Annotated in this window: 21 protein-coding genes; 8 read left to right on the forward strand and 13 right to left on the reverse strand. The window is 40.1% G+C overall.

Features of this window, described 5'->3' with window-relative positions:
* Positions 1–2: 2 nt before the first annotated feature.
* From ACOQO5_RS15045 to ACOQO5_RS15065, 5 genes are all read right to left on the reverse strand, one after another.
* A complete protein-coding gene (locus ACOQO5_RS15045) occupies positions 3–662 on the reverse strand; it encodes a phosphatidylserine decarboxylase family protein (RefSeq protein WP_420582511.1) in 660 nt (219 codons plus the stop codon).
* A gap of 22 nt (positions 663–684) precedes the next feature.
* Positions 685–1,959, reverse strand: coding sequence for a Glu/Leu/Phe/Val family dehydrogenase (locus tag ACOQO5_RS15050; RefSeq protein ID WP_420582512.1), 1,275 nt, complete (start codon positions 1,957–1,959; stop codon positions 685–687).
* Positions 1,960–2,042: 83 nt separating this feature from the next.
* Positions 2,043–2,882, reverse strand: coding sequence for a phosphatidate cytidylyltransferase (locus ACOQO5_RS15055; RefSeq protein WP_420582513.1), 840 nt, complete (start codon positions 2,880–2,882; stop codon positions 2,043–2,045).
* A complete protein-coding gene (locus ACOQO5_RS15060; protein ID WP_318173545.1) occupies positions 2,863–3,069 on the reverse strand; it encodes a DUF2007 domain-containing protein in 207 nt (68 codons plus the stop codon). Before ACOQO5_RS15060 ends, ACOQO5_RS15055 begins: the two co-directional genes overlap by 20 nt.
* Positions 3,062–3,850 carry a CPBP family intramembrane glutamic endopeptidase gene (locus tag ACOQO5_RS15065; RefSeq protein ID WP_420582514.1) on the reverse strand — a complete coding sequence of 263 codons (789 nt, stop codon included), beginning with the start codon at positions 3,848–3,850 and terminating at the stop codon, positions 3,062–3,064. Before ACOQO5_RS15065 ends, ACOQO5_RS15060 begins: the two co-directional genes overlap by 8 nt.
* Before the next feature lie 337 nt (positions 3,851–4,187).
* On the opposite strand from ACOQO5_RS15065, the gene dusB reads away from it, so the two are divergent.
* Genes dusB through ACOQO5_RS15080 form a run of 3 tightly spaced genes read left to right on the forward strand, consistent with a single transcriptional unit; the run spans position 4,188 to position 6,909 of the window.
* Positions 4,188–5,186 carry a tRNA dihydrouridine synthase DusB gene (gene dusB, locus ACOQO5_RS15070; RefSeq protein WP_420582515.1) on the forward strand — a complete coding sequence of 333 codons (999 nt, stop codon included), beginning with the start codon at positions 4,188–4,190 and terminating at the stop codon, positions 5,184–5,186.
* Entirely contained in the window at positions 5,183–6,067 is an 885-nt protein-coding gene (locus ACOQO5_RS15075) for a DMT family transporter (protein WP_420582516.1), read from the forward strand. Before dusB ends, ACOQO5_RS15075 begins: the two co-directional genes overlap by 4 nt.
* Positions 6,068–6,078: 11 nt before the next feature.
* Positions 6,079–6,909, forward strand: coding sequence for a lysophospholipase (locus tag ACOQO5_RS15080; RefSeq protein ID WP_420582517.1), 831 nt, complete (start codon positions 6,079–6,081; stop codon positions 6,907–6,909).
* A gap of 172 nt (positions 6,910–7,081) precedes the next feature.
* Here the strand turns inward: ACOQO5_RS15080 and ACOQO5_RS15085 are convergent, their stop codons facing one another.
* The 7 genes from ACOQO5_RS15085 to ACOQO5_RS15115 form a co-directional block, all read right to left on the reverse strand.
* Positions 7,082–7,513, reverse strand: coding sequence for a transposase (locus ACOQO5_RS15085; protein ID WP_420582518.1), 432 nt, complete (start codon positions 7,511–7,513; stop codon positions 7,082–7,084).
* A gap of 175 nt (positions 7,514–7,688) precedes the next feature.
* Positions 7,689–8,033 (reverse strand): nucleotide pyrophosphohydrolase, encoded by a 345-nt coding sequence (locus ACOQO5_RS15090; protein ID WP_420582519.1) that lies wholly within the window; start codon positions 8,031–8,033, stop codon positions 7,689–7,691.
* Positions 8,033–8,485: a D-aminoacyl-tRNA deacylase gene (gene dtd / locus ACOQO5_RS15095; RefSeq protein WP_420582520.1), complete on the reverse strand. Its 453-nt coding sequence runs from the start codon at positions 8,483–8,485 to the stop codon at positions 8,033–8,035. The genes ACOQO5_RS15090 and dtd overlap by 1 nt, the downstream gene beginning before the upstream one ends.
* Positions 8,457–9,164: an NAD-dependent epimerase/dehydratase family protein gene (locus ACOQO5_RS15100; RefSeq protein ID WP_420582521.1), complete on the reverse strand. Its 708-nt coding sequence runs from the start codon at positions 9,162–9,164 to the stop codon at positions 8,457–8,459. Before ACOQO5_RS15100 ends, dtd begins: the two co-directional genes overlap by 29 nt.
* Positions 9,165–9,323: 159 nt before the next feature.
* On the reverse strand, positions 9,324–9,581 hold the full coding sequence (atpC, locus tag ACOQO5_RS15105) for an ATP synthase F1 subunit epsilon (RefSeq protein ID WP_318173553.1): 258 nt from the start codon (positions 9,579–9,581) through the stop codon (positions 9,324–9,326).
* An 8-nt stretch (positions 9,582–9,589) separates the two neighbouring features.
* Entirely contained in the window at positions 9,590–11,095 is a 1,506-nt protein-coding gene (gene atpD, locus ACOQO5_RS15110; RefSeq protein ID WP_420582522.1) for a F0F1 ATP synthase subunit beta, read from the reverse strand.
* Between the two features lie 105 nt (positions 11,096–11,200).
* Positions 11,201–12,418, reverse strand: a complete 1,218-nt coding sequence (locus tag ACOQO5_RS15115) for a sensor histidine kinase (RefSeq protein WP_420582523.1) — start codon at positions 12,416–12,418, stop codon at positions 11,201–11,203.
* 123 nt (positions 12,419–12,541) lie between these two features.
* Between ACOQO5_RS15115 and ACOQO5_RS15120 the strand changes: the two genes are divergently transcribed.
* The 4 genes from ACOQO5_RS15120 to ACOQO5_RS15135 all read left to right on the forward strand — a co-directional run bounded on the left by ACOQO5_RS15120 (position 12,542) and on the right by ACOQO5_RS15135 (position 18,689).
* The gene (locus ACOQO5_RS15120) at positions 12,542–14,839 is read left to right on the forward strand and encodes a patatin-like phospholipase family protein (RefSeq protein ID WP_420582524.1); all 2,298 of its coding nucleotides are present in this window, start codon (positions 12,542–12,544) and stop codon (positions 14,837–14,839) included.
* 62 nt (positions 14,840–14,901) lie between these two features.
* Positions 14,902–15,621, forward strand: a complete 720-nt coding sequence (locus ACOQO5_RS15125; RefSeq protein WP_420582525.1) for an OmpA family protein — start codon at positions 14,902–14,904, stop codon at positions 15,619–15,621.
* A 45-nt stretch (positions 15,622–15,666) separates the two neighbouring features.
* Positions 15,667–17,703: an OmpA family protein gene (locus ACOQO5_RS15130; RefSeq protein WP_420582526.1), complete on the forward strand. Its 2,037-nt coding sequence runs from the start codon at positions 15,667–15,669 to the stop codon at positions 17,701–17,703.
* Between the two features lie 50 nt (positions 17,704–17,753).
* On the forward strand, positions 17,754–18,689 hold the full coding sequence (locus ACOQO5_RS15135; RefSeq protein ID WP_420582527.1) for a LysR substrate-binding domain-containing protein: 936 nt from the start codon (positions 17,754–17,756) through the stop codon (positions 18,687–18,689).
* On the opposite strand, the gene ACOQO5_RS15140 is transcribed toward ACOQO5_RS15135, so the two are convergent.
* The gene (locus ACOQO5_RS15140) at positions 18,686–19,108 is read right to left on the reverse strand and encodes a hypothetical protein (RefSeq protein WP_420582528.1); all 423 of its coding nucleotides are present in this window, start codon (positions 19,106–19,108) and stop codon (positions 18,686–18,688) included. The genes ACOQO5_RS15135 and ACOQO5_RS15140 overlap by 4 nt on opposite strands.
* 98 nt (positions 19,109–19,206) lie before the next feature.
* On the opposite strand from ACOQO5_RS15140, the gene ACOQO5_RS15145 reads away from it, so the two are divergent.
* Positions 19,207–20,043, forward strand: a complete 837-nt coding sequence (locus ACOQO5_RS15145; protein WP_420582529.1) for an alpha/beta hydrolase — start codon at positions 19,207–19,209, stop codon at positions 20,041–20,043.
* Positions 20,044–20,064 lie beyond the last annotated feature (21 nt).

The raw sequence follows: 20,064 nt of genomic DNA on the forward strand, positions 1-20,064 counted from the left end.
CTTTACTTCAAAGTAGCAATCACAGTCCTTCCGCCCTTAGTCACATCACCGATCTTTACATTGATATCCGCATCAACCGGAAGGAACACATCGAGCCTGGAACCAAACTTGATGAAGCCATATTCCTGTCCTTGCTGGAGTTTTTGATTTTCTCCCACATACCATTTGATTCTTCGGGCTACCGCACCGGCGATTTGTCTCACCAAAATTTCAACGCCATTGGCTAATTCGACTACCATTGTGGTACGTTCGTTTTCTGTACTTGACTTCGGATGCCAAGCCACCAGGTATTTACCTGCATGGTATTTAAAAAATTTCACGAGTCCCGAAGCAGGCGTCCGACAGACGTGCACATTGAGGGGAGACATAAAAATCGAAATTTGCTTACGCTCAGATTTGAAATACTCCCCCTCTTCAGTGTTTTCAATCACTACTACTTTACCATCTGCAGGCGCAAGGATTACATTTTCGTTTGCCTCAACTTTTATCCTTGGGTTTCTAAAAAATTGCAATACCAAAAGATATATAATCAAACTGGCGATTAGGGCCAGCTGCTGTGCAAGCTCATTTGCAGGCATATAATACCTTACCGCATAGTTGGCCAAAGCCAAGACGCACAGCAGTACAAACAAAATTTTGTATCCTTCCTTGTGAATGGTCATAATAATGAAAAAAAGAGGATTCTTAGAATCCTCCTCTGTATTTATAGGTTGTCGATACTTTCTCGATGGCCACGATATAGGCCGCAATTCTCAATGATACTTTGTATCCCTGAGAAATTTCGTAGACCTTATTGAAAGATGTCTTCATGATCCTGTCTGATCTACGATTCACCCTTTCACGTGTCCACTTATATCCCAGTCTGTTTTGTACCCACTCGAAGTATGATACAGTCACACCACCAGCATTGGCCAAAATATCCGGAACAGCTAATACATCATTTTCTTGTAGGATAGCATCTGCTCTTGCCGAAGTAGGACCATTGGCACCTTCCACGATCAACTTAGCTTTGATCTTTGCCGCATTGTCAAATGTGATTACATCTTCCTTGGCTGCTGGAATCAATACGTCCACTTCTAGCAATAACAATTCATCAGGCTCAATCTTCTCTGCTCCAGGAAAGCCTTCCAATTGACCATTGTTGTTGTTTCTATATTCGATGGCCTCATTCATATTGATGCCGCCATCATTGTAGTAGGCTCCAGACACGTCGCTAATGGCAACGATACTTACGCCTCTTTCTTCTAGCAGTTTTCCTGCCCAAGAACCTACATTACCAAATCCTTGAATCGCACACTTGGCGTTGAAAGGATTGATTTTCATTTTTTCCATCGCTGCCAAAGCAGAGATCATAACACCACGACCAGTTGCTTCTGTTCTTCCAAGTGAACCTCCCAATACAATTGGCTTTCCGGTAACCACCGCGTTTACCGTCATGCCTTGTGCGCGAGAGTACTCATCCATCATCCAAGCCATTTCTCGAGGTCCAGTACCCATGTCCGGTGCAGGAATATCTCTGTCAGGTCCAAAGATCTCGTGCATGTTTTGCGTATATGCTCTAGTCAATCTTTCGATCTCTCCTGGAGACATAGATCTCGGATCGCATTTGATTCCGCCTTTGGCTCCACCATAAGGAATATCTACTACGGCACATTTCCAGGTCATCCAGGCGGCAAGTGCTTTTACCTCATCCAGATTCACGCCCATATCAAATCTTACTCCACCTTTGGATGGCCCAAGAATATTGGAGTGAATCACTCGATAACCTTCGAAAACTTTGATTGAACCGTCGTCCATAGTGACAGGCAACGAAACGATGGCCTGCTTATATGGAGACTTAAGTACATTGTAAATTTCATCGTCAAGCCCTAAAGCTTGTGCCGCGATGTGAAATCTCGACATCATTGACTCGAAAGGATTCTCTTTATCCTTAATTGGAGCCGGTTCTATATATCCCATTTTAAGTGTTTTGTGTTATCATTTTTAGGTAGGCAAAATTACACATTCATCCAATGAAAACAGGATTTACCCCTAACATTCACTCATTCTTGCACAAAAAACTTCAAGAAAATGATAATGAATGGAATAGACAACAGTAATCCATCGAATCTATCTAAAAACCCACCGTGGCCTGGCAACTTACGACCAGAGTCCTTGATATCCATACTTCTTTTGAATAGGGATTCTACTAAATCTCCATAGGTACCAGTGACTACTGTAATAATGGATATAACAATCCAGTGCCAAAGCGCTAAATCCGTGAAGTAGTAAGAAATACCCACTGCAAAAGCCAACGATAGAATCGCTCCTCCCACACTACCTTCCCACGATTTTTTTGGGGATACACGCTCAAACAACTTCCTTCTACCAAATTGAATCCCAGCAAAGTATGCCCCTGTATCGCTGGCCCAAAGAATTAGAAAGATGCCTATGATAATCTGGTAACTATACTCATCTAGTATAAAAGCAGCTACACTCAACAGTGAAAAAGGCAGAGCCACATAGATAATTCCCAGAAAGGTAAAGGCAATATTGGTAAATGGTTTCTTTTCGTCCTTTTTGTACAGCTTGATGAAAAATATGCAAGAACTAAAGGGCAAAATCATGAAAAATGAATCGAAATGAATCGTGCCCTTTTCTACGAGATAGATCATCATGAATAAAATAACTCCCATGATAGTCCCGAAAGTGCGAAGTGGCACTATTCCATTGGCTATGATCAGTTTATAAAACTCCCATTGGGTAAGTACACAAAGAATAAGGAATACAGCTACAAAACCATATTCATGATAGGCAATGGCAAACAACACAAAGAACGCACCTATTACCCCAGTGACCAGCCTTTTGGCCAGATCAGAAAATTTACTTGAACTCGATGTCATTCTCTATGATCTTTATTGCCCTGAGTACATGATCAGGGGCTACCAACACTTCAAAATGGCCAAACTGGTAGGCAGCGTCTTTTTTGTTGACCATCACTGGCTGAAGTCCAGACTCCTGAAGTACGGCGATGACAATCTCCGCTCGATATTCATTCTTGTCTGAAAATACTTTTTGCCAGTTACTCATTTCTCAAATTATCTGTAATATGAAATTGTTTTTTGAACAATACAAACAGAACAGCACCAATAATTGCGAAGGTTAGGGTAGACCAGGCGGATACAGTTTCAGTACTTTCAATATCATAATCAACCATTTCTTTTTGAAATAGATAGATCATTAAAAGAGTAAAGCCATTATTGATGAAATGGGCTATCGAAGCATACCAAAGGTTTCCTGAAACATAAAACAGATAACCAAAGAAGGCTCCTAATGCCATTCTTGGTACAAACCCATAAAATTGCATATGAAAAGCACTAAAGAACATGGCAGTTACCCAAATGGCCACATGAGGGTTTCCCCAGATTCCTTGTAAATATTTCTGAATTAATCCTCTAAAGAGTAATTCTTCGCCTATCGCAGGCACAATAGCGACAACTATCAGAACCAATAAGAAATAAGGTAAGGAATGAAAATCAGTGAGGTATTCTGTCATCAGTCTGCCTTGTTCTTCAAAGTAATCAAGTTTTGCTGATATGCTCTCAGGAAAATCGATGTTCAAATTCCATTCTATTAATAGGCTATTCACTACCATGACTGATAGAGTTAAACCAATGGTGATCATAACTGGATTCAACTTTATGAAGTCCGAATTAAAAAAGAAATTCAATTTTTTTGACTCATATTTTCTCATGAAATAAGCTGGAATAACAATAAAGCTTAATACGGCAGCAGAAAACTGACTTACAAGGAGAATGATTTGAGTTTGGAGTTGATAATCTTGAATGCCTACTTGGGACGTGATTTCCATCAGGGAAGTTCCAAATAATAATGACAAACAAGAAACAACCAAAAATGGTGTAATTAGGAAGCTACTAAATACTAATGTTACAACTCCAATTAAATGTGATGCTGGACTTAATGAGGATTGTAGTGAATTGGGCATAAATGGATTAAATTTGCAGCAAAAATGATCGGATATTCGGAATAAACAAAAAACAGTTAATTGCTGAATTATCCCGTTAAATATCTATCAAAAACTATTGTCATTTCGAACGAAGAGGGAAGTCTAATTGGCTGACTGCCACCTGTTGAGAAGACTCCTCCTTACGTTGGAATGACAAATTAGAGTTTTCAAATAACGCAAGATGGTAAAAATAGGTGATATAGAATTAGGAGAATTTCCTTTACTCTTGGCTCCCATGGAGGATGTAAGTGACCCACCATTTCGTGCAGTATGCAAGGAAAATGGCGCAGACCTTATGTATACAGAGTTTATATCTTCTGAAGCTTTGATTCGAGATGCAGCTAAAAGCATACAAAAGCTAGACATCTATGACTACGAACGTCCAATTGGGATTCAGATTTTTGGTGAAAAAATAGAATCCATGAGAGAAGCTGCTGCAATAGCAGAAGAGGCCGATCCTGAATTGGTAGACATCAACTATGGCTGTCCGGTAAAGAAAGTAGCATGCAAGGGGGCTGGAGCAGGTATCTTATTGGATCTTCCCAAGATGCAGAAGATGACTGAGGAAATCGTGAAAAGAGTGGATAAGCCTGTAACTGTCAAAACGAGATTAGGCTGGGATCATGACAATATCAAAATATTGGAAGTAGCGCAGCGACTCCAAGATGTAGGAATTCAAGCCCTGAGTATTCATGGCCGTACACGACAGCAAATGTATAAAGGAGAGGCAGATTGGAATCCCATCGCCGAGGTTAAAAACCATCCTGACATTCACATTCCTATTTTTGGCAATGGTGATATCGACTCTCCCCAAAAGGCCAAAGAATATCGAGAAAAGTATGGCGTAGATGGCATCATGATTGGTCGTGGAGCTATTGGCAACCCTTGGATCTTTAATCAAATCAAACATTATTTCGCAACTGGTGAAGAGCTACCTCCACCGACCCTCTCACAACGTATGGATGCCGTGAGAAGTCACCTTAAATTTTCCATCGAATGGAAAGGAGAGAAAAAAGGCATCTTTGAAATGCGTCGACACTATACGAACTATTTCAGAGGCATTCATGGATTCAAGCCGTTTCGAGCAAGACTAGTGGAGTCTCCTACTTTCGAAGCCACTTCCAGCATATTGGATGAAGTGGAAGACGTTTTTCAGCATGCAAGTCTTGTTGCTCAATGAGTAACGAACATAGCTCGACTGGACTTATCTCCTGGGTACTGCTGATTGTGCTGGCCTTGGTCTGGGGAAGCTCATTTATTTTAATCAAAAAAAGTTTATTGACGTTTTCCGCTGGAGAAGTAGGTACGCTACGGATGTTCATAGCTTTTCTAGGTCTGCTGCCCTTTTCTCTTCCAGTCATTCGTAAAGTCGAACGGAGTAAGTTGCCAGTTTTATTTGTAGTAGGGCTGGTAGGTAGTCTTTTACCTGCCATACTTTTTGCCATTGCTCAAACGCAGTTAGAAAGTGCCATTACCGGGGTGATTAACGCGATGACGCCAGTTTTTGTATTGTTGATCGGGCTAGTGTTCTTTCATCACAAGATCAAAACCATCAACATCATTGGCATTGCCATTGGTTTTGTAGGCTGTACATTTATTATGCTTGGCGGCGCTTATTTTGATCTGTCAGGGGTCAATTTATATGCCCTCTTTGTGATTGCTGCTACAGTGATGTACGGCACAAGTGTCAATCTCATCAAACACTTTTTGACTGACATTCGATCTTTGCACATTACTGCTGTATCCTTCACACTGGTGAGCCCGATTAGTCTGGGCTATTTGCTTTTCGCAACAGATTTTCTTAACAAAATAGAAAGCCCAGCGTTCCTTTCAGGCCTGGCTTATGTGACTACGCTTGCGCTGATAGGTACCGCCATGGCGTTGGTCATTTTCAACAAATTGGTAAAAACAGCCTCACCAATTTTTGCCAGCTCCGTTACTTATGTTATTCCTATAGTGGCCATCGGCTGGGGGTTAGTAGATGGTGAGGTACTCAACATTTATCAGCTCATCGGCATTGGGATTGTATTAGTCGGTGTATATCTTGCCAATAAAAAATAATCACTATCTGAATGACTGAACATTTTACTCTTACAGCCAAAGATGGTATATCGCTTTATGGCAAGGAGTGGCTAGTCGATCATCCAAAGGCTGCCATTTGCCTGGTGCACGGTTTGGGAGAGCACATTGGCAGATATGAGCATGTGGCTGAATTTTTGAATAGCCATGAGATATCCTTATTTGCTGTAGACTTACGGGGTCATGGTCAGTCTGAAGGCAAGCGCGGGCACACCCCCTCACACGATATGTTGCTCGATGATGTAGAAGAATTGCTCATGCATGCCAGAGCAGAATACAATGACATACCACTTTTTCTTTACGGTCATAGCCTGGGAGGAAATATTGTGACCAACTATGTGTTAAAGAAAAATACAAACGAATTAGCTGGAGCCATAATTTCCTCACCTTGGCTCACCTTATCTTTTCAGCCTTCTATATTTCAGGTAAAGCTGGCTAAGTTCTTTTCAAAAGTTCTTCCGTCGCTTGCTCAAAAAAACGGGCTCAATGCGGATCACCTAACGCACAATAAAGAAATAAATGATGCGTACCTGGCAGACCCACTGAATCACAATAAAATTTCGGCTCGCTTGTTTCTTGAAACTTTTGAGGCTGGTCTATGGACATTAGAAAATACACATAAGAATAAGATTCCATTGCTCATTTTCCATGGCAATGAAGATAAAATTACCTCGGCTCATACTTCTCAAGTATTTGCAGAAAAAGTAGGCGAGCTAGCCACCTACCACCAGTGGGAAGGCGTAAGACACGAGCTTCACAATGATGTAAGAAAAGATGAGGTGATGATATTGATGCTGGAATGGGTGAACGGGCACCTGACTTGAATCATTCAAACCTATAGGGATTTCAAAACCTTGTCGCCCTCGTTGGTGTTGTCACCAACGAGCCTCCACTGCACTAGTCTCCAAATGAAATATCTTTGTAATGCTTAATGAACGAGTACCGCTCATCTTCCCAATCATAAAATGCAGCAGAACTCCAAGAGTAAGCCGCCGGCTAATCAGCTAATAGCCACTTTCCCTGACAAGGATTGTTGTGTATATAATCCAATTTCTGCTCAATCACTTTGGGAGAATAAAGTTCTACGGCCAAAGAGTCTCGCTGCCAGATTTGATAAGTCCTGTCATTCTTATTGACCAAAAACTCTTCTAAATATTCGGATTCATTATCCTGAAGGAAGAATTTGATTTTCTGTGCTGTAAATTTCATGAAGGAGAGCTGTAGGTTTTTGATTGAATTATTCTTCAACGGCATCCAAATCAAATGAATATGGTTGGGCATGATCACAAATGCACAGATTTTCACAGCTTTTTTGTCATGTAAATATTGAAGCGAATCGAGAATGATTTGCTTGCACGGATCATAGGCTAAAACTCTTTTCCAGTTCAGGATCGAAGCTGTGAAAAAGTAGAGGTGGTTGGTAAGCAAACTAGATTAAGATTGGTTTATTTAAATTTAATGGTTTGGGCTGCTATCCGCAAGTGCAGCGGCTTGTTGGTGACAACACCAACAAGGGCGGGGAGCTGGTCAAAAGACCAACTAAGGCGATAGATCCGAAATAGTCGCCCATGCAGGTCTTGTGACCTGCATGCCAACTGACATATCAATTCTCCGGCGGCTTCTGTTTCCAGAGCTTTTTGTTTTCCTTGTGGCGGGTGGAGTCTCGCTTGGTCTTCTTTTGCACGTTTTTTTTGAGAGCTTCTGTAAGGTCTATATCTGTTTGATTAGCCAGGCACATCACTACCCAGAGGACATCGGCTAGTTCGTCTCCAAGGTCTGCTTCTGCTTCTTTGTTTTTGAAGGACTGATCCCCATACTTGCGTGATATGATACGAGCAAGCTCTCCCACCTCCTCGGTAAGTACTGCTAAGTTTGTCAGTTCACTGAAGTAGCCTCCATGCTTCTTGATCCAATCATCTACCAGCGCTTGTGCTTCCTCTAGGGTCATTACTGCTTGTTTTTAGAATCTATCATAATCGTCACTGGGCCGTCATTGATCAAACTCACTTTCATGTCTGCGCCAAATTCTCCGGTTTGAATTGGTTTACCCAGTTCAGCTTCAAGCTGCTTAATAAACTTCTCATACAACGGGATGGCAACATCAGGTTTGGCAGCTTTGATGTAAGAAGGACGGTTGCCTTTCTTCGTACTGGCATGTAAAGTAAACTGACTAATCAACAAAATATCGCCATTTACATCAATCAGGCTTTTGTTCATTACGCCAGCCTCATCATCAAATATTCTGAGATTACAAACTTTACGACAGAGCCAATCAATGTCTTCCTGGCTATCAGCCTCCTCGATGCCGAGTAGGATCATTAACCCCTCCTCGATTTCACCTACAATTTCCTGATTGATTTTTACAGACGCTTCAGACGTCCGCTGTAACACTGTTATCACCTTTGTATTCTTTGGTGTGTGCTATTCGTTTCATTTCGAGCGGTTTGTGTACGTGTGTGCCAAATTCTCCGCTAAGTGCGACATAAAACATAGCTTTAGCCACCTCACTGCCTTCAATCGCCCAAAATTTTAACCGGGAGCCTATTATAAAGAAGGACAAAACCCCAGAGGCTATTTTCGCCAATTCTTCCCAAAGTCGAAAATTATTTCTATAACCGAGCAATAATGAGGGCTGAAATATGTGCAATGCTCTAAGATTTAATTCCTTTAAAGCATCTTCCACTTGCCCTTTAACAGCATTGTAAAAAAGTCCGGATTGAGCATTTGCCCCATAAGATGAAACTACATGAAACTGATCACAGGCTGAATCTTCCTTTGACATCTTAGCCAATTCCAAAGTATAGGTGAAGTCCACTCGATAGAATGCTTCTTTAGATTTGGCCATTTCCATCGTGGTACCTATACAGCAATAATAATCGTTTGCAGAAATTTGATCTTTGTAATTTGCCAAGTCATCAAAATTGATCAACAACTCTTCAATACGGTTGTCCTTGACTCCAGGAGAACTTCTTCCTACAATTAATATTTTAGAGTAATGATCATTTTCCAAAAGCACGTTTAAGAGCTCTCTACCAACCAAACCCGTGGCGCCTACGATCAATGCTGTTTTGCCTGACATGTATTTCTAATTATGAGTCGTTTAAATTAGGTAGTTAGTCAACAAGATACAAAAAAATCATAAACTTACCAGCAATTTTAAAGGCTGTCAAAAGAGAATAGGCACAAAAAAAGCCATGAATAAAAATTCATGGCTTCCTCTATATTTTTACACCTGACTTTACTCTCCGATAGACTCGGCCAATACTAAAATTTTGTTGTTTAGTACTTCTACAACTCCGCCGTCGATACTGAAATGTATCTCTTCGGTTTTCTTGTCGTGTAGTCTCATGATCTTCACGTCACCCTTCCCTACAGAACTAACTAAGGGAGCGTGATCATTCAGAACCTGAAACGAACCATCGCTTCCAGGAAACATGGCAGATTCTACCTCTCCTTCAAAAACGTTTTCGTCTGGTGTGATTATTTCTAAATACATAGTCTGAATTATTTAGCTTCAGCCAATAATTTTTCTCCTTTTTCGATCGCAGATTCGATACCACCAACCAAGTTGAAAGCTGCTTCTGGCAAGTGATCTAATTCACCGTCCATAATCATATTGAATCCTTTGATAGTATCTTTGATATCTACCAATACCCCTTGCAATCCAGTAAACTGCTCAGCTACATGGAAAGGCTGAGAAAGGAATCTCTGCACCCTTCTTGCTCTGTGTACCACCTGCTTATCTTCATCGGACAATTCATCCATACCAAGAATTGCAATGATATCCTGAAGCTCTTTATATCTCTGAAGAATCTCGATTACTCGCTGTGCACATCCATAGTGCTCTTCACCTACCACTTCTTCAGACAAAATTCTAGAAGTAGAATCCAATGGATCTACGGCTGGGTAAATACCAAGTTCAGAAATTTTTCTTGAAAGTACTGTAGTTGCATCCAAGTGAGCAAAGGTTGTTGCAGGAGCAGGGTCAGTCAAATCATCCGCAGGTACGTAAACCGCCTGTACAGAAGTAATCGATCCCTTCTTGGTAGAAGTAATTCTTTCCTGCATGGCACCCATCTCTGTCGCCAATGTAGGTTGGTATCCCACCGCTGATGGCATACGACCTAGAAGCGCTGAAACCTCAGATCCAGCTTGCGTAAACCTAAAGATGTTATCCACGAAGAAAAGGATATCTTTTCCTTGACCTTCGCCATCACCATCTCTGAAGTACTCTGCTACTGTAAGACCAGAAAGTGCTACTCTAGCTCTTGCCCCAGGAGGCTCATTCATCTGACCGAAAACGAAGGTTGCTTTCGAATCACCTAATGCTTTTTTATCTACTTTAGAAAGATCCCATCCGCCTTCTTCCATAGACTTCAAGAAGTCGTCACCGTAGTTTACGATGCCAGACTCAATCATCTCACGAAGCAAATCGTTTCCTTCTCTTGTTCTTTCTCCAACACCGGCAAATACTGAAAGTCCACCGTGTCCTTTGGCAATGTTGTTGATCAGTTCCTGAATCAATACAGTTTTACCAACACCAGCACCACCAAACAAACCAATTTTACCACCTTTTGCGTAAGGCTCAATCAAGTCGATTACTTTGATACCTGTGAAAAGTACTTCTGTAGAAGTAGAAAGGTCTTCAAATGCAGGAGCAGGTCTGTGAATTGGAAGTGACTTTTCTCCTTTAGGCTGATCGATGCCGTCGATAGCTTCACCTACCACGTTGAACAATCGACCTTTAATGTCTTCTCCGATAGGCATAGTGATTGCCGCACCAGTATCTACAACTTCCATACCTCTGGTCAACCCTTCGGTACCTTCCATTGCGATAGTTCTAACTCTGTCTTCGCCTAAGTGCTGCTGGCATTCCAACACTACTTTTTGTCCGTTTTCTTTGGTTACGTATAGCGCGTCCAAAATATTTGGGACTTTAGCACCATCAGCTTCGAAGCTTACGTCCACTACCGGGCCAATTACTTGTGTGATTTTACCACTATTTGCCATTTCTTGATTGTTTATTTCAATGAAAAATTGTGTCCTGTTTTTTCAAAGTGCGAAGTTAAGGGAATAATTGACTTTTCGCCAAGTATCCGACCTCTTTTTACGTAGTTAGGATTTGAGTGAAATACGAAAGGTAGTCCCTCTATTCACATCAGACCTTTTCACATAAATTTTTCCTTTGTGATAGTTTTCTATAATTCGTTTTACCAACGTCAATCCTAGTCCCCAGCCTCGTTTCTTGGTGGTATAACCTGGCTGAAATATTTTTTGGATTCCAGCTTTTGTCATGCCTTTTCCTGTATCTGCAATATCAATGATCACATGACCTTCATTGGCCTTTAATACCTTAATGTGGATTTTTCCTTCTCCCCCCATAGCGTCCACCGCATTTTTACAAAGGTTTTCAATTACCCATTCAAAAAGTGGTTTATTAATATTGGCCTCAAGTTCTCTGTTAGGAAAACAGACCAAGGTGAATTCCACTCGCGTAGAAATTCTTCTTTTGAGATAATTAAGTGTTTCTTCTATCAGGTTATAGACGTTCGTGCTTTCCAATATAGGTTCTGAGCCAATATTGGAAAACCTAGAAGTAATCATGTTTAGCCGTTCCACGTCCTTTTCCAGCTCTACAATCATATCCATATCTTTCAATTTCTCATCAGATTTTAGATACTCTACCCAGGCCATAAGTGATGACAGAGGTGTTCCTAATTGATGCGCTGTCTCTTTCGCCAACCCCACCCATACCTTGTTTTGCTCCGCTGTCTTAGAATAATTGAATACTAAAAAGGCAATCATGCCAAATATCCCTATTACAAATAATTGCGTAAGCGGATAGTACTTGAGTTGGGTGAGCAACAGTGAATTTTTGTAATAAATGAATTGATAACCAGTGATGCTTCCATCTCGTCTCAACGTAACGAGCAATGGTTCGTGCTCTTCTTCCATTTCACGAATTTCTTTGATCAAAATTCGATTACGTTCTTTTCTGGTGGCTGCTCGATCTGCGGCAGGAATATTTTTATACTCCAATGGGTTGCCCAATTCATCCGCCATCACCACAGGTATCGACTTGTTGGAAAGGATGATTTCGTCAAAAATGAAATTGAGATCTGAATTATTCTCTTGATTAGCGAAGTATTCTAAAGTATTGGCATAGAGAGCAATCAATTTTTCCTCTCTTGATTTTATCTGATCCACCAACACGTTTGTATAGTAAATGGAGCCAATACTAATTACGATAGATATGGCCAATACAACCCATTTGAATTTGGATCGATTTCTATATAAGTCTAACTGTGTGGTCTCGTATAACTTAGATGCCATAAGTATGGTGTGCCTGCGCGGCAAATATAGGATTTGAAATAGCTTTGCCCATTTTATTTTGATTTTTTAAGGCTTCGTTACATTGGTTTCCAATATTTTTAGGCCAGACAATTTAAATCAACTATGTATTCACGATTAGTGAAGGCCTATTTTCCATTTATTCTATTCATAGTTTCTTTTGTGGCAAATGCACAAAAAGTAGCTCTGGTTCTCAGCGGTGGAGGAGCAAAAGGTATAGCACACGCCGGTGTACTGAAAGCATTGGAAGAAAACAACATCCCGATTGATTATGTAGTTGGCACTTCCATGGGTAGCATAGTAGGAGGATTTTACGCGGCTGGCTATGCTCCAGAACAAATCAAGGCTCTGGCGCTTTCCCAAGATCTTCAAGATTGGGTAGATGGCGAAATTGACGAAAAATACCTCTATAGTTTTCATAAGAAATTACCCGACCCGTCTTGGCTCACTGTCAAGCTTGACTTTGACTCTGCATTTGATTCAAGTCTGGACCCTTCGTTTGACAGAGACCATGTCTTAAATATCAATTTAGCAGAAAGACTCCAGCATGCTTCCTATGTCTGCAATGGAGATTATGACAGTTTATTTGTCCCATTTAGAGCAATAGCTGCCAATATTTTCATGGAAGAAGAGGTAGTGCTGGACAGTGGGGTGCTTTATGAATCCATCCGCTCTTCTATGGCCATCCCCTTGCTTTATCGCCCTGTGAGGGTAAAAGGAGAGTTATTGTTTGATGGTGGCATATACAATAACTTTCCCATCTTGCCTGCCCAGGAAGAATTTAACCCCGATGTGATTATCGGTGTGAATGTAGGCAGCAAGGTGCTAGACGAATACCCTAAGAATGATGATGAGAAACTTTTAGCCGAGTCGATTCTCTTTTTTATGCTAAACAAGGGAGATCCTTCAAAATTGGATAGCACAGACGTCTTTATAGATGTAAAACTTGCTGATTATAGTACGATGAGTTTTGACAAAGCGAAAGAGATTTATGAAAAAGGTTACCAAACTGGACTATCTCAATTAGATGAAATAAAAAGCAAAATACAAAGACGTGCGAATCCTGAAGAATTGAGTAATCTGCGTGCAGAATTTTTAAGCCGTCCTATGCGTCATTATTTTGACACCGTTGAAATAGAGGGGTTTAACACTAAAACTTCGCAATACATTACTAACGTTTTCAACAAGGACAATTCTTTTGAGTTTGAACAGGCCAAACGTGCCTATTACCGATTGATTGACAATGATTATTTTATTAACGTCTTTCCAAGTTATTCCAGAGGAGATCGTTACGCTTTTCAATTGAAGGGCAATCCTAATCCAAGGTTAAAAGCCAAAATTGGAGGTAGTTTGACTTCTAGAAATATTTCTTACATGTATCTAGGCATGGATTTCAAACGGCTTACACGTATTCTTGAAGAATATGAATTGAAATTATTTGCAGGCCCGTTTTATGAATCAGTATTTTTTAAGAACAGACTGACAGTCCCTGGCAAAAAACCTTTTTCTTTTGGCCCAACGATTACGATCAATCACAGAGATTTTTTAAATCTGGCAGATTATTTATTAGGAGCGCCAGACCTAACCATATTGGATAGAGTAGATAGGAAGTTTGGTATGTTTTTCGGATTGCCTTTGAACAGAAAGTTTGGCCTAAGTTTGGAAACTTCCTACCTTCTTAACCGTGATAAATATAGCAATGATCAACAAATCAATACCAACGAAAACTTCGATGAATTGAAATTGCAAGGTCTGAGAATTGAAGCCAGAACTTACCACAACAGTTTAAACTACCCTCAATTCTCTTCTAAAGGTTCCAAGCTCGAGTTTGTGTTGAACTACTACAATATGGACAGCAAGTATCTTCCTGGCACCACTTCAACAGTCAACATTCCTGTTAATAAAAGTAATGTGCAATGGTTTTCGGCAAAAACAAGTGCGGAGAAATATTCTACTTTTGGGCAAAAATATAGTCTGGGTTGGAGCATAGAAGCTCAATACTCTAATCAACCTTCGTTTGGCACAGTAAAAGGCACTTTAATTAATCATACTGGTTTTTATCCTTTAATGGATAGTAAAACCATTTTTCTTGAAAATTTCAGGGCTCGCCAATTTGCTGCTTTTGGATTGAAAAATGTCTTTACTCCTATAAAAAAATTACAATTTAGAATAGAAGGGTATTTATTCAATCAATTCGAAGAAATAACAGGACAAAATGGAGTTGTTCCTATTATTGAAAGAAATTGGATTAACCCATCTTTTGCCGCTTCCTCTGGTTTCGTTTACCACTCTTTTATTGGTCCAGTTGGACTTCATGTCAACTACTATGATGACAGTCAACATGAATGGGGTGTGCTCTTACATGTAGGCTATCTTTTATTCAATGACCATTCATTGGAGTAATTTTTTAAAATATAGCTAAATTACGAGCTATCATTCCTTTGATCACAAGATCTGCTTGAACTATGAAAATAACACGAATTCTGTTTTCTTTTTGTTTGTGTGTCTCCATTTTACTCCTTTTAACCCATGACGACCTTTTCGCTCAAGCCCACGAGGAAGGTACGCTCATAAGAGTTACAGGCACCGTACTTGATGAAGAGTCTAAATCTCCGCTAATAGCAAATGTCTTTTACGAAAAGTTGCCTTTTTATGATGACATGGGTATTTCTGCTACCAATCAACAAAATGGCGTCTATGAGCTGTATATGCTTGAGAACATCAAATACATCATCAATGTGAAAGCGGATGGTTATAAAACAATTAGTGAAGAGATGGAGGTTGTTGATAATGGCACTCAGCTGATAGAAAAGAATTTTGTCATGTTCCCCGACGCCGCTCATGAGAAGTTTGACTTGCACAACTTGATATTTGCCCGAGGCAGAGCTGTCATTGATGAGTCGTCATTTGCAGAACTAAATGACTTTGTAGCTTGGTTGGAAGCTCGTCCCAATATTAATATTCAGTTAGAAGGACATACTGATTTTCAGGGCAACGCCCAGGCTAATCTTCAGTTATCACAGGACCGTGTTGACGCAGTAAAAGAATACTTAACCAAAAGGGGTGTGAAAAAAACCAGAATACGAACTAAGGCATTTGGCGGCACACAACCACTGAGTAGAGAACGTACTGATGAAGCTCGTACCGCTAACAGACGTGTAGAAGTTAGAATCCTGAAGCAATAAAAATTGAATATATTTATTACCACCTAGAATAAATTATCTTCCTCAATGAGAAAATTCACCGCATTATTCGTTGCCAGCCTAATCTCTTTAGGGCTTTATGCCCAAGAAACTGTCAAATGGGCATCGGAAGTCATGCACGTTACCTCAGAGACAACCGCGCTCCAATACGCAGCCAGTCAGGCTCTTCATTCTCCAAATGTTTATCCAAAGGGTGGTGAGAGTCCAAACGCATGGAGACCATCTAGACCAGACAATGACGAATACATAGTGGTCAAATTTGATACCCCAATTCGGGCACAGCAAATTGCCATAGCCGAAACTGAAAATCCGGGTGCCGTTTCGAAAGTATACGCTTATGATTCATTAGATAATGAATATGTGATTTTCGACCTTAATCCTAGACCGATTCCTCTTAAAAGTAGACTCCTTAATCTGTTTTTTGAAAAAACACCTTATCGAATCGCTTACATCAGAGTGGATATCAAAGGAGGAAATGTTCCTGGATTCAATAGTATTGATGCCATTGGGTTATCTGCATCAAATATCCCAATTAGTGTTTTGATAGACCTGGCCGACAATGTGAATGAAAATTTAAGTGTGGAAGCACTGAGCGAAAATGTGAATAGTCAATTTCTTGAAATTGGACCTATTTTATCCCCAGATGGCAAAACACTCTATTATAGTAGAAGGGCTCATCCTGACAATGTCGGTGGAGTGGACGATAATTCGGACATTTGGTATTCTGAACTAGACGAGGAAACCCATGAGTGGCAACCTGCAAAAAATTTAGGTCCACCATTAAACACCGTTGGGCCCAACTATATATGCTCCATTACTCAAGTGGATGGTGAAACCATACTTTTATTAGGAAATACATATGAGAAGAGAGGTCGGATGGGAACTGGTATTTCGATGAGCCGAAGCAAAGGACCAGGCAAGTGGGAAAAACCTACGAATCTCACAGTCACTAATAATTATAATTATTCAGAAAAGGCTGACTTCTACATGAGTCAAAACACCAAAGTAATACTGATGGCTCTTCAACGAGACGATACATTTGGTGACCGCGACATTTATGCTTCATTTGTAGGATTGGACGGTGTCTGGTCAGAGCCAAAAAACTTAGGCAATGTCATTAATTCTGCTGATGAAGAAATGGCTCCTTTCTTACATCATGATAATGAAACACTTTACTTCTCGTCAAGAGGTTTTAGAGGCTATGGTGGTGCAGACATATATGTCTCTAAAAGGCTTGATGATTCCTGGACCAAATGGTCTGCTCCTGAAAATCTTGGAAAAGGTGTAAATGGTCCTGACGATGACACATATTTCAATATGCCCGCTTATGGCAGCCATGCTTATTTCACGAGAGGCAAGGCAGATGAAAATACAGACGTTTATAGGTTTAGAATAGATGAACTCTACATTGAGCCAACAGATGAAATATTGCTTGAGCCAACTGAAATATTTGTTACCATTCATGGAAAAGTCTTCAATTCGAAAACCAACGAACCAACTACGAGTAGCGTCATAGTAGAAAGACTGCCAGACGGCGTGACTGTAGGCCGTTCTGAAACTAATGAATATGGTGATTATGTATTCAAAGTGAGACCAGGGGCTAACTATGGAGTTTATGCTGCAAAAGAGGACTATCTCTCGCAAGATGAGCATATAGACCTCAACGAGGTCACAGAAACCACTGACATTCAGCAAGATTTATATCTTACTCCGATTGAAAAAGGAGTGGCTATATCTTTAAACAATATATTTTTCGAATTTGATCGATCAGACTTAAGAACATCCTCCTACGCAGAGCTCGATCGTATTTCTCAGCTATTAGAGGGAAATAAAATAAACAGTATCGAAATTTCTGGTCACACAGATTCAATAGGAGATGACGACTACAACCTGGAATTATCCAAAAGAAGAGCTTGGGCTGTTTATAGTTATTTTATAGGAAAAGGGATAAGTGCTTCAAGGTTAGAGTCTGTAGGGTACGGTGAAACATTACCCTTGGCTCCGAACGACACGGCAGACAATAGGCAGAAAAATCGACGCGTAGAATTCAAAATTATTGACTAATTATTAAGGCTCGATTTTCGGGCCTTTTTTCACTATTATTTTTACATCCATTGACACTCGTACAACTAGAATATATCATTGCTCTGGACAACTATAGACACTTCGCTATAGCAGCAGAAAAATGTTTCGTTACTCAGCCGACTTTGAGTATGCAAATCCAAAAATTAGAGGATACGCTTGGGGTAATTTTGTTTGATAGATCCAAACACCCTATTGAACCAACTGAAATCGGCGTTCAAATATTAGAACAAGCAAGGAATATCATTGCTGAATCAAAAAAGGTAAGTGAGATAATAGACAATGAAAAGCATGAGATTAAAGGAGATGTTAGAATTGGGGTCATACCTACTTTGGCGCCTTACCTTGTTCCCTTATTCATTTCCTCTTTTGTTGAAAAATACCCGCTTATTAATCTACAGGTAAGCGAACATATGACTAGCGACATGCTAGATCTTATAAAAAAGGATCAGATTGATATTGGACTAATGGTCACTCCTCTTAACGAAGAGAGTATGAAAGAAAGCCCATTGTTCTACGAAGAGTTTTTTGCTTATGTATCACATAGACACCCACTTTACGATCAAAAATTAGTTGCCTCTTCAGAACTCAACAATGAGGGCCTTTGGATCTTAGATGAAGGTCATTGCTTTAGAAGTCAGATGCTTAATATTTGTAATGCAAAAAAAGCAGACCGATTCAACAATCGAGTGCTCTATGAGAGTGGCTCGCTAGAAGCACTAAAGAAACTCGTAGATCGCCGAGGAGGATATACGCTTCTTCCAGAGTTATTCACTTTGGATTTGAGTAAGGACGAACAATCAAAACTTCGGAAGTTTTCTGACCCTGTTCCAACACGAGAAGTAGGGCTAGTAGTTAAGAAAAGTTATGCTAAAAAGAAGTTGCTTGAAGCCATGCATAAGGAAATTCTAGAAAATCTGCCTCCTATTATGGTGAGTAGAAAGAACACGAATGTAATTAAAATTTAGTCCAAAAACATCCCAGATAGCAAGGTCGCCACACCATCTAAAACTGCCTGCCCTACAGATTGATATTGGTATCCACTAGGATTTGAACTGTCGTGTACTCCCTGATTATTCTGATGCATGTTTAATGGAGCTGTAGGTCTCACCGTATGATATTGGGTATTCCCATTTTTATCAATGAAATAAATATCATCATGAGTACCACCTGGCCTGTTCATTGATATGACTTGTAGTCCTTGAAATCTTTGTGGCCTATACTTTCCTCTTAGATCATAAGTGTATGGCGTCACATGAACTTGAAAAGATTTTACCGACTGAGATTTGTACTTTTTCAAATCCTCTTTATGATAAGGTCGATACTGTCCGATGGCTCCAGTAAAGCAGGTCATCCACAAGGCAGCAAGTAGAATAAGCTTTTTCATATTTATTAGGTTTACTTATAAGACTAAAAAAATATGGCAAACACCTAGAGAACAATCAACTAATTTGTTACGACTCTATATTTCCTGTATTTTAAGACATGGAAAAGTATATCTGGATTGGACTTGGGTTGTACTGTTTCCTGTCCGTACTCGTCTATATCGTACAGGAATACTTCATGTTTCACCCCGAAAAACTACCTGAAGATTTCGAATACAAGTACGAAGAGCCCTTTGAGGAGCATTTTTTTGATGTGGAAGAAGGTGTTCGGATCAATGGCTTACATTTCACTGTAAAAAACTCCAAGGGCATTGTCATTTACTTTCATGGAAACACTAGAAGCATCAAGGGGTGGAGCAAATATGCCAGAGACTTTACCAGAAGCGATTATGAAGTACTTCTTATTGATTACCGCGGTTTTGGCAAGAGCACTGGAAAACGAGCTGAAAAGGCTATTTACAAAGACAGTCAGTTTGTTTATAATCGCGTTAGATCATGGTATCCTGAAAAAAAAATTATCATATACGGACGGTCGATGGGATCAGGTTTTGCCGCAAAGCTTGCTTCCAAAAATCATCCGAAAATGCTCATTCTGGATGCTCCTTATTACAGCCTTTCTCAACTGACCTCTAGGTGGCTGTTTTTTCTTCCATTGTCCATTTTACTCAAATACCACATCCGAACTGACATCTGGATCAAGTATGTAAAGTGTCCCATTTACATTATTCATGGGACCAAAGATGGGTTAATTCCATACCGATCTAGTGTTAGATTACGTAAAGAGGCACCATTGACCACTCGATTGATACCCATTCACGGAGGAAAACACAACAACCTCACTTCTTTCGATGAATATCACAACCATTTGGATGAAATCCTTCAGGACAAACATGATTTAATATTCGATAAATCGCTAAAAGATTTCCTGGATTTTTAGTTATATTCATATCAACAACAT

Origin of the sequence: Reichenbachiella sp. (assembly GCF_965223055.1) — a bacterium.
Taxonomy (GTDB): domain Bacteria; phylum Bacteroidota; class Bacteroidia; order Cytophagales; family Cyclobacteriaceae; genus Reichenbachiella.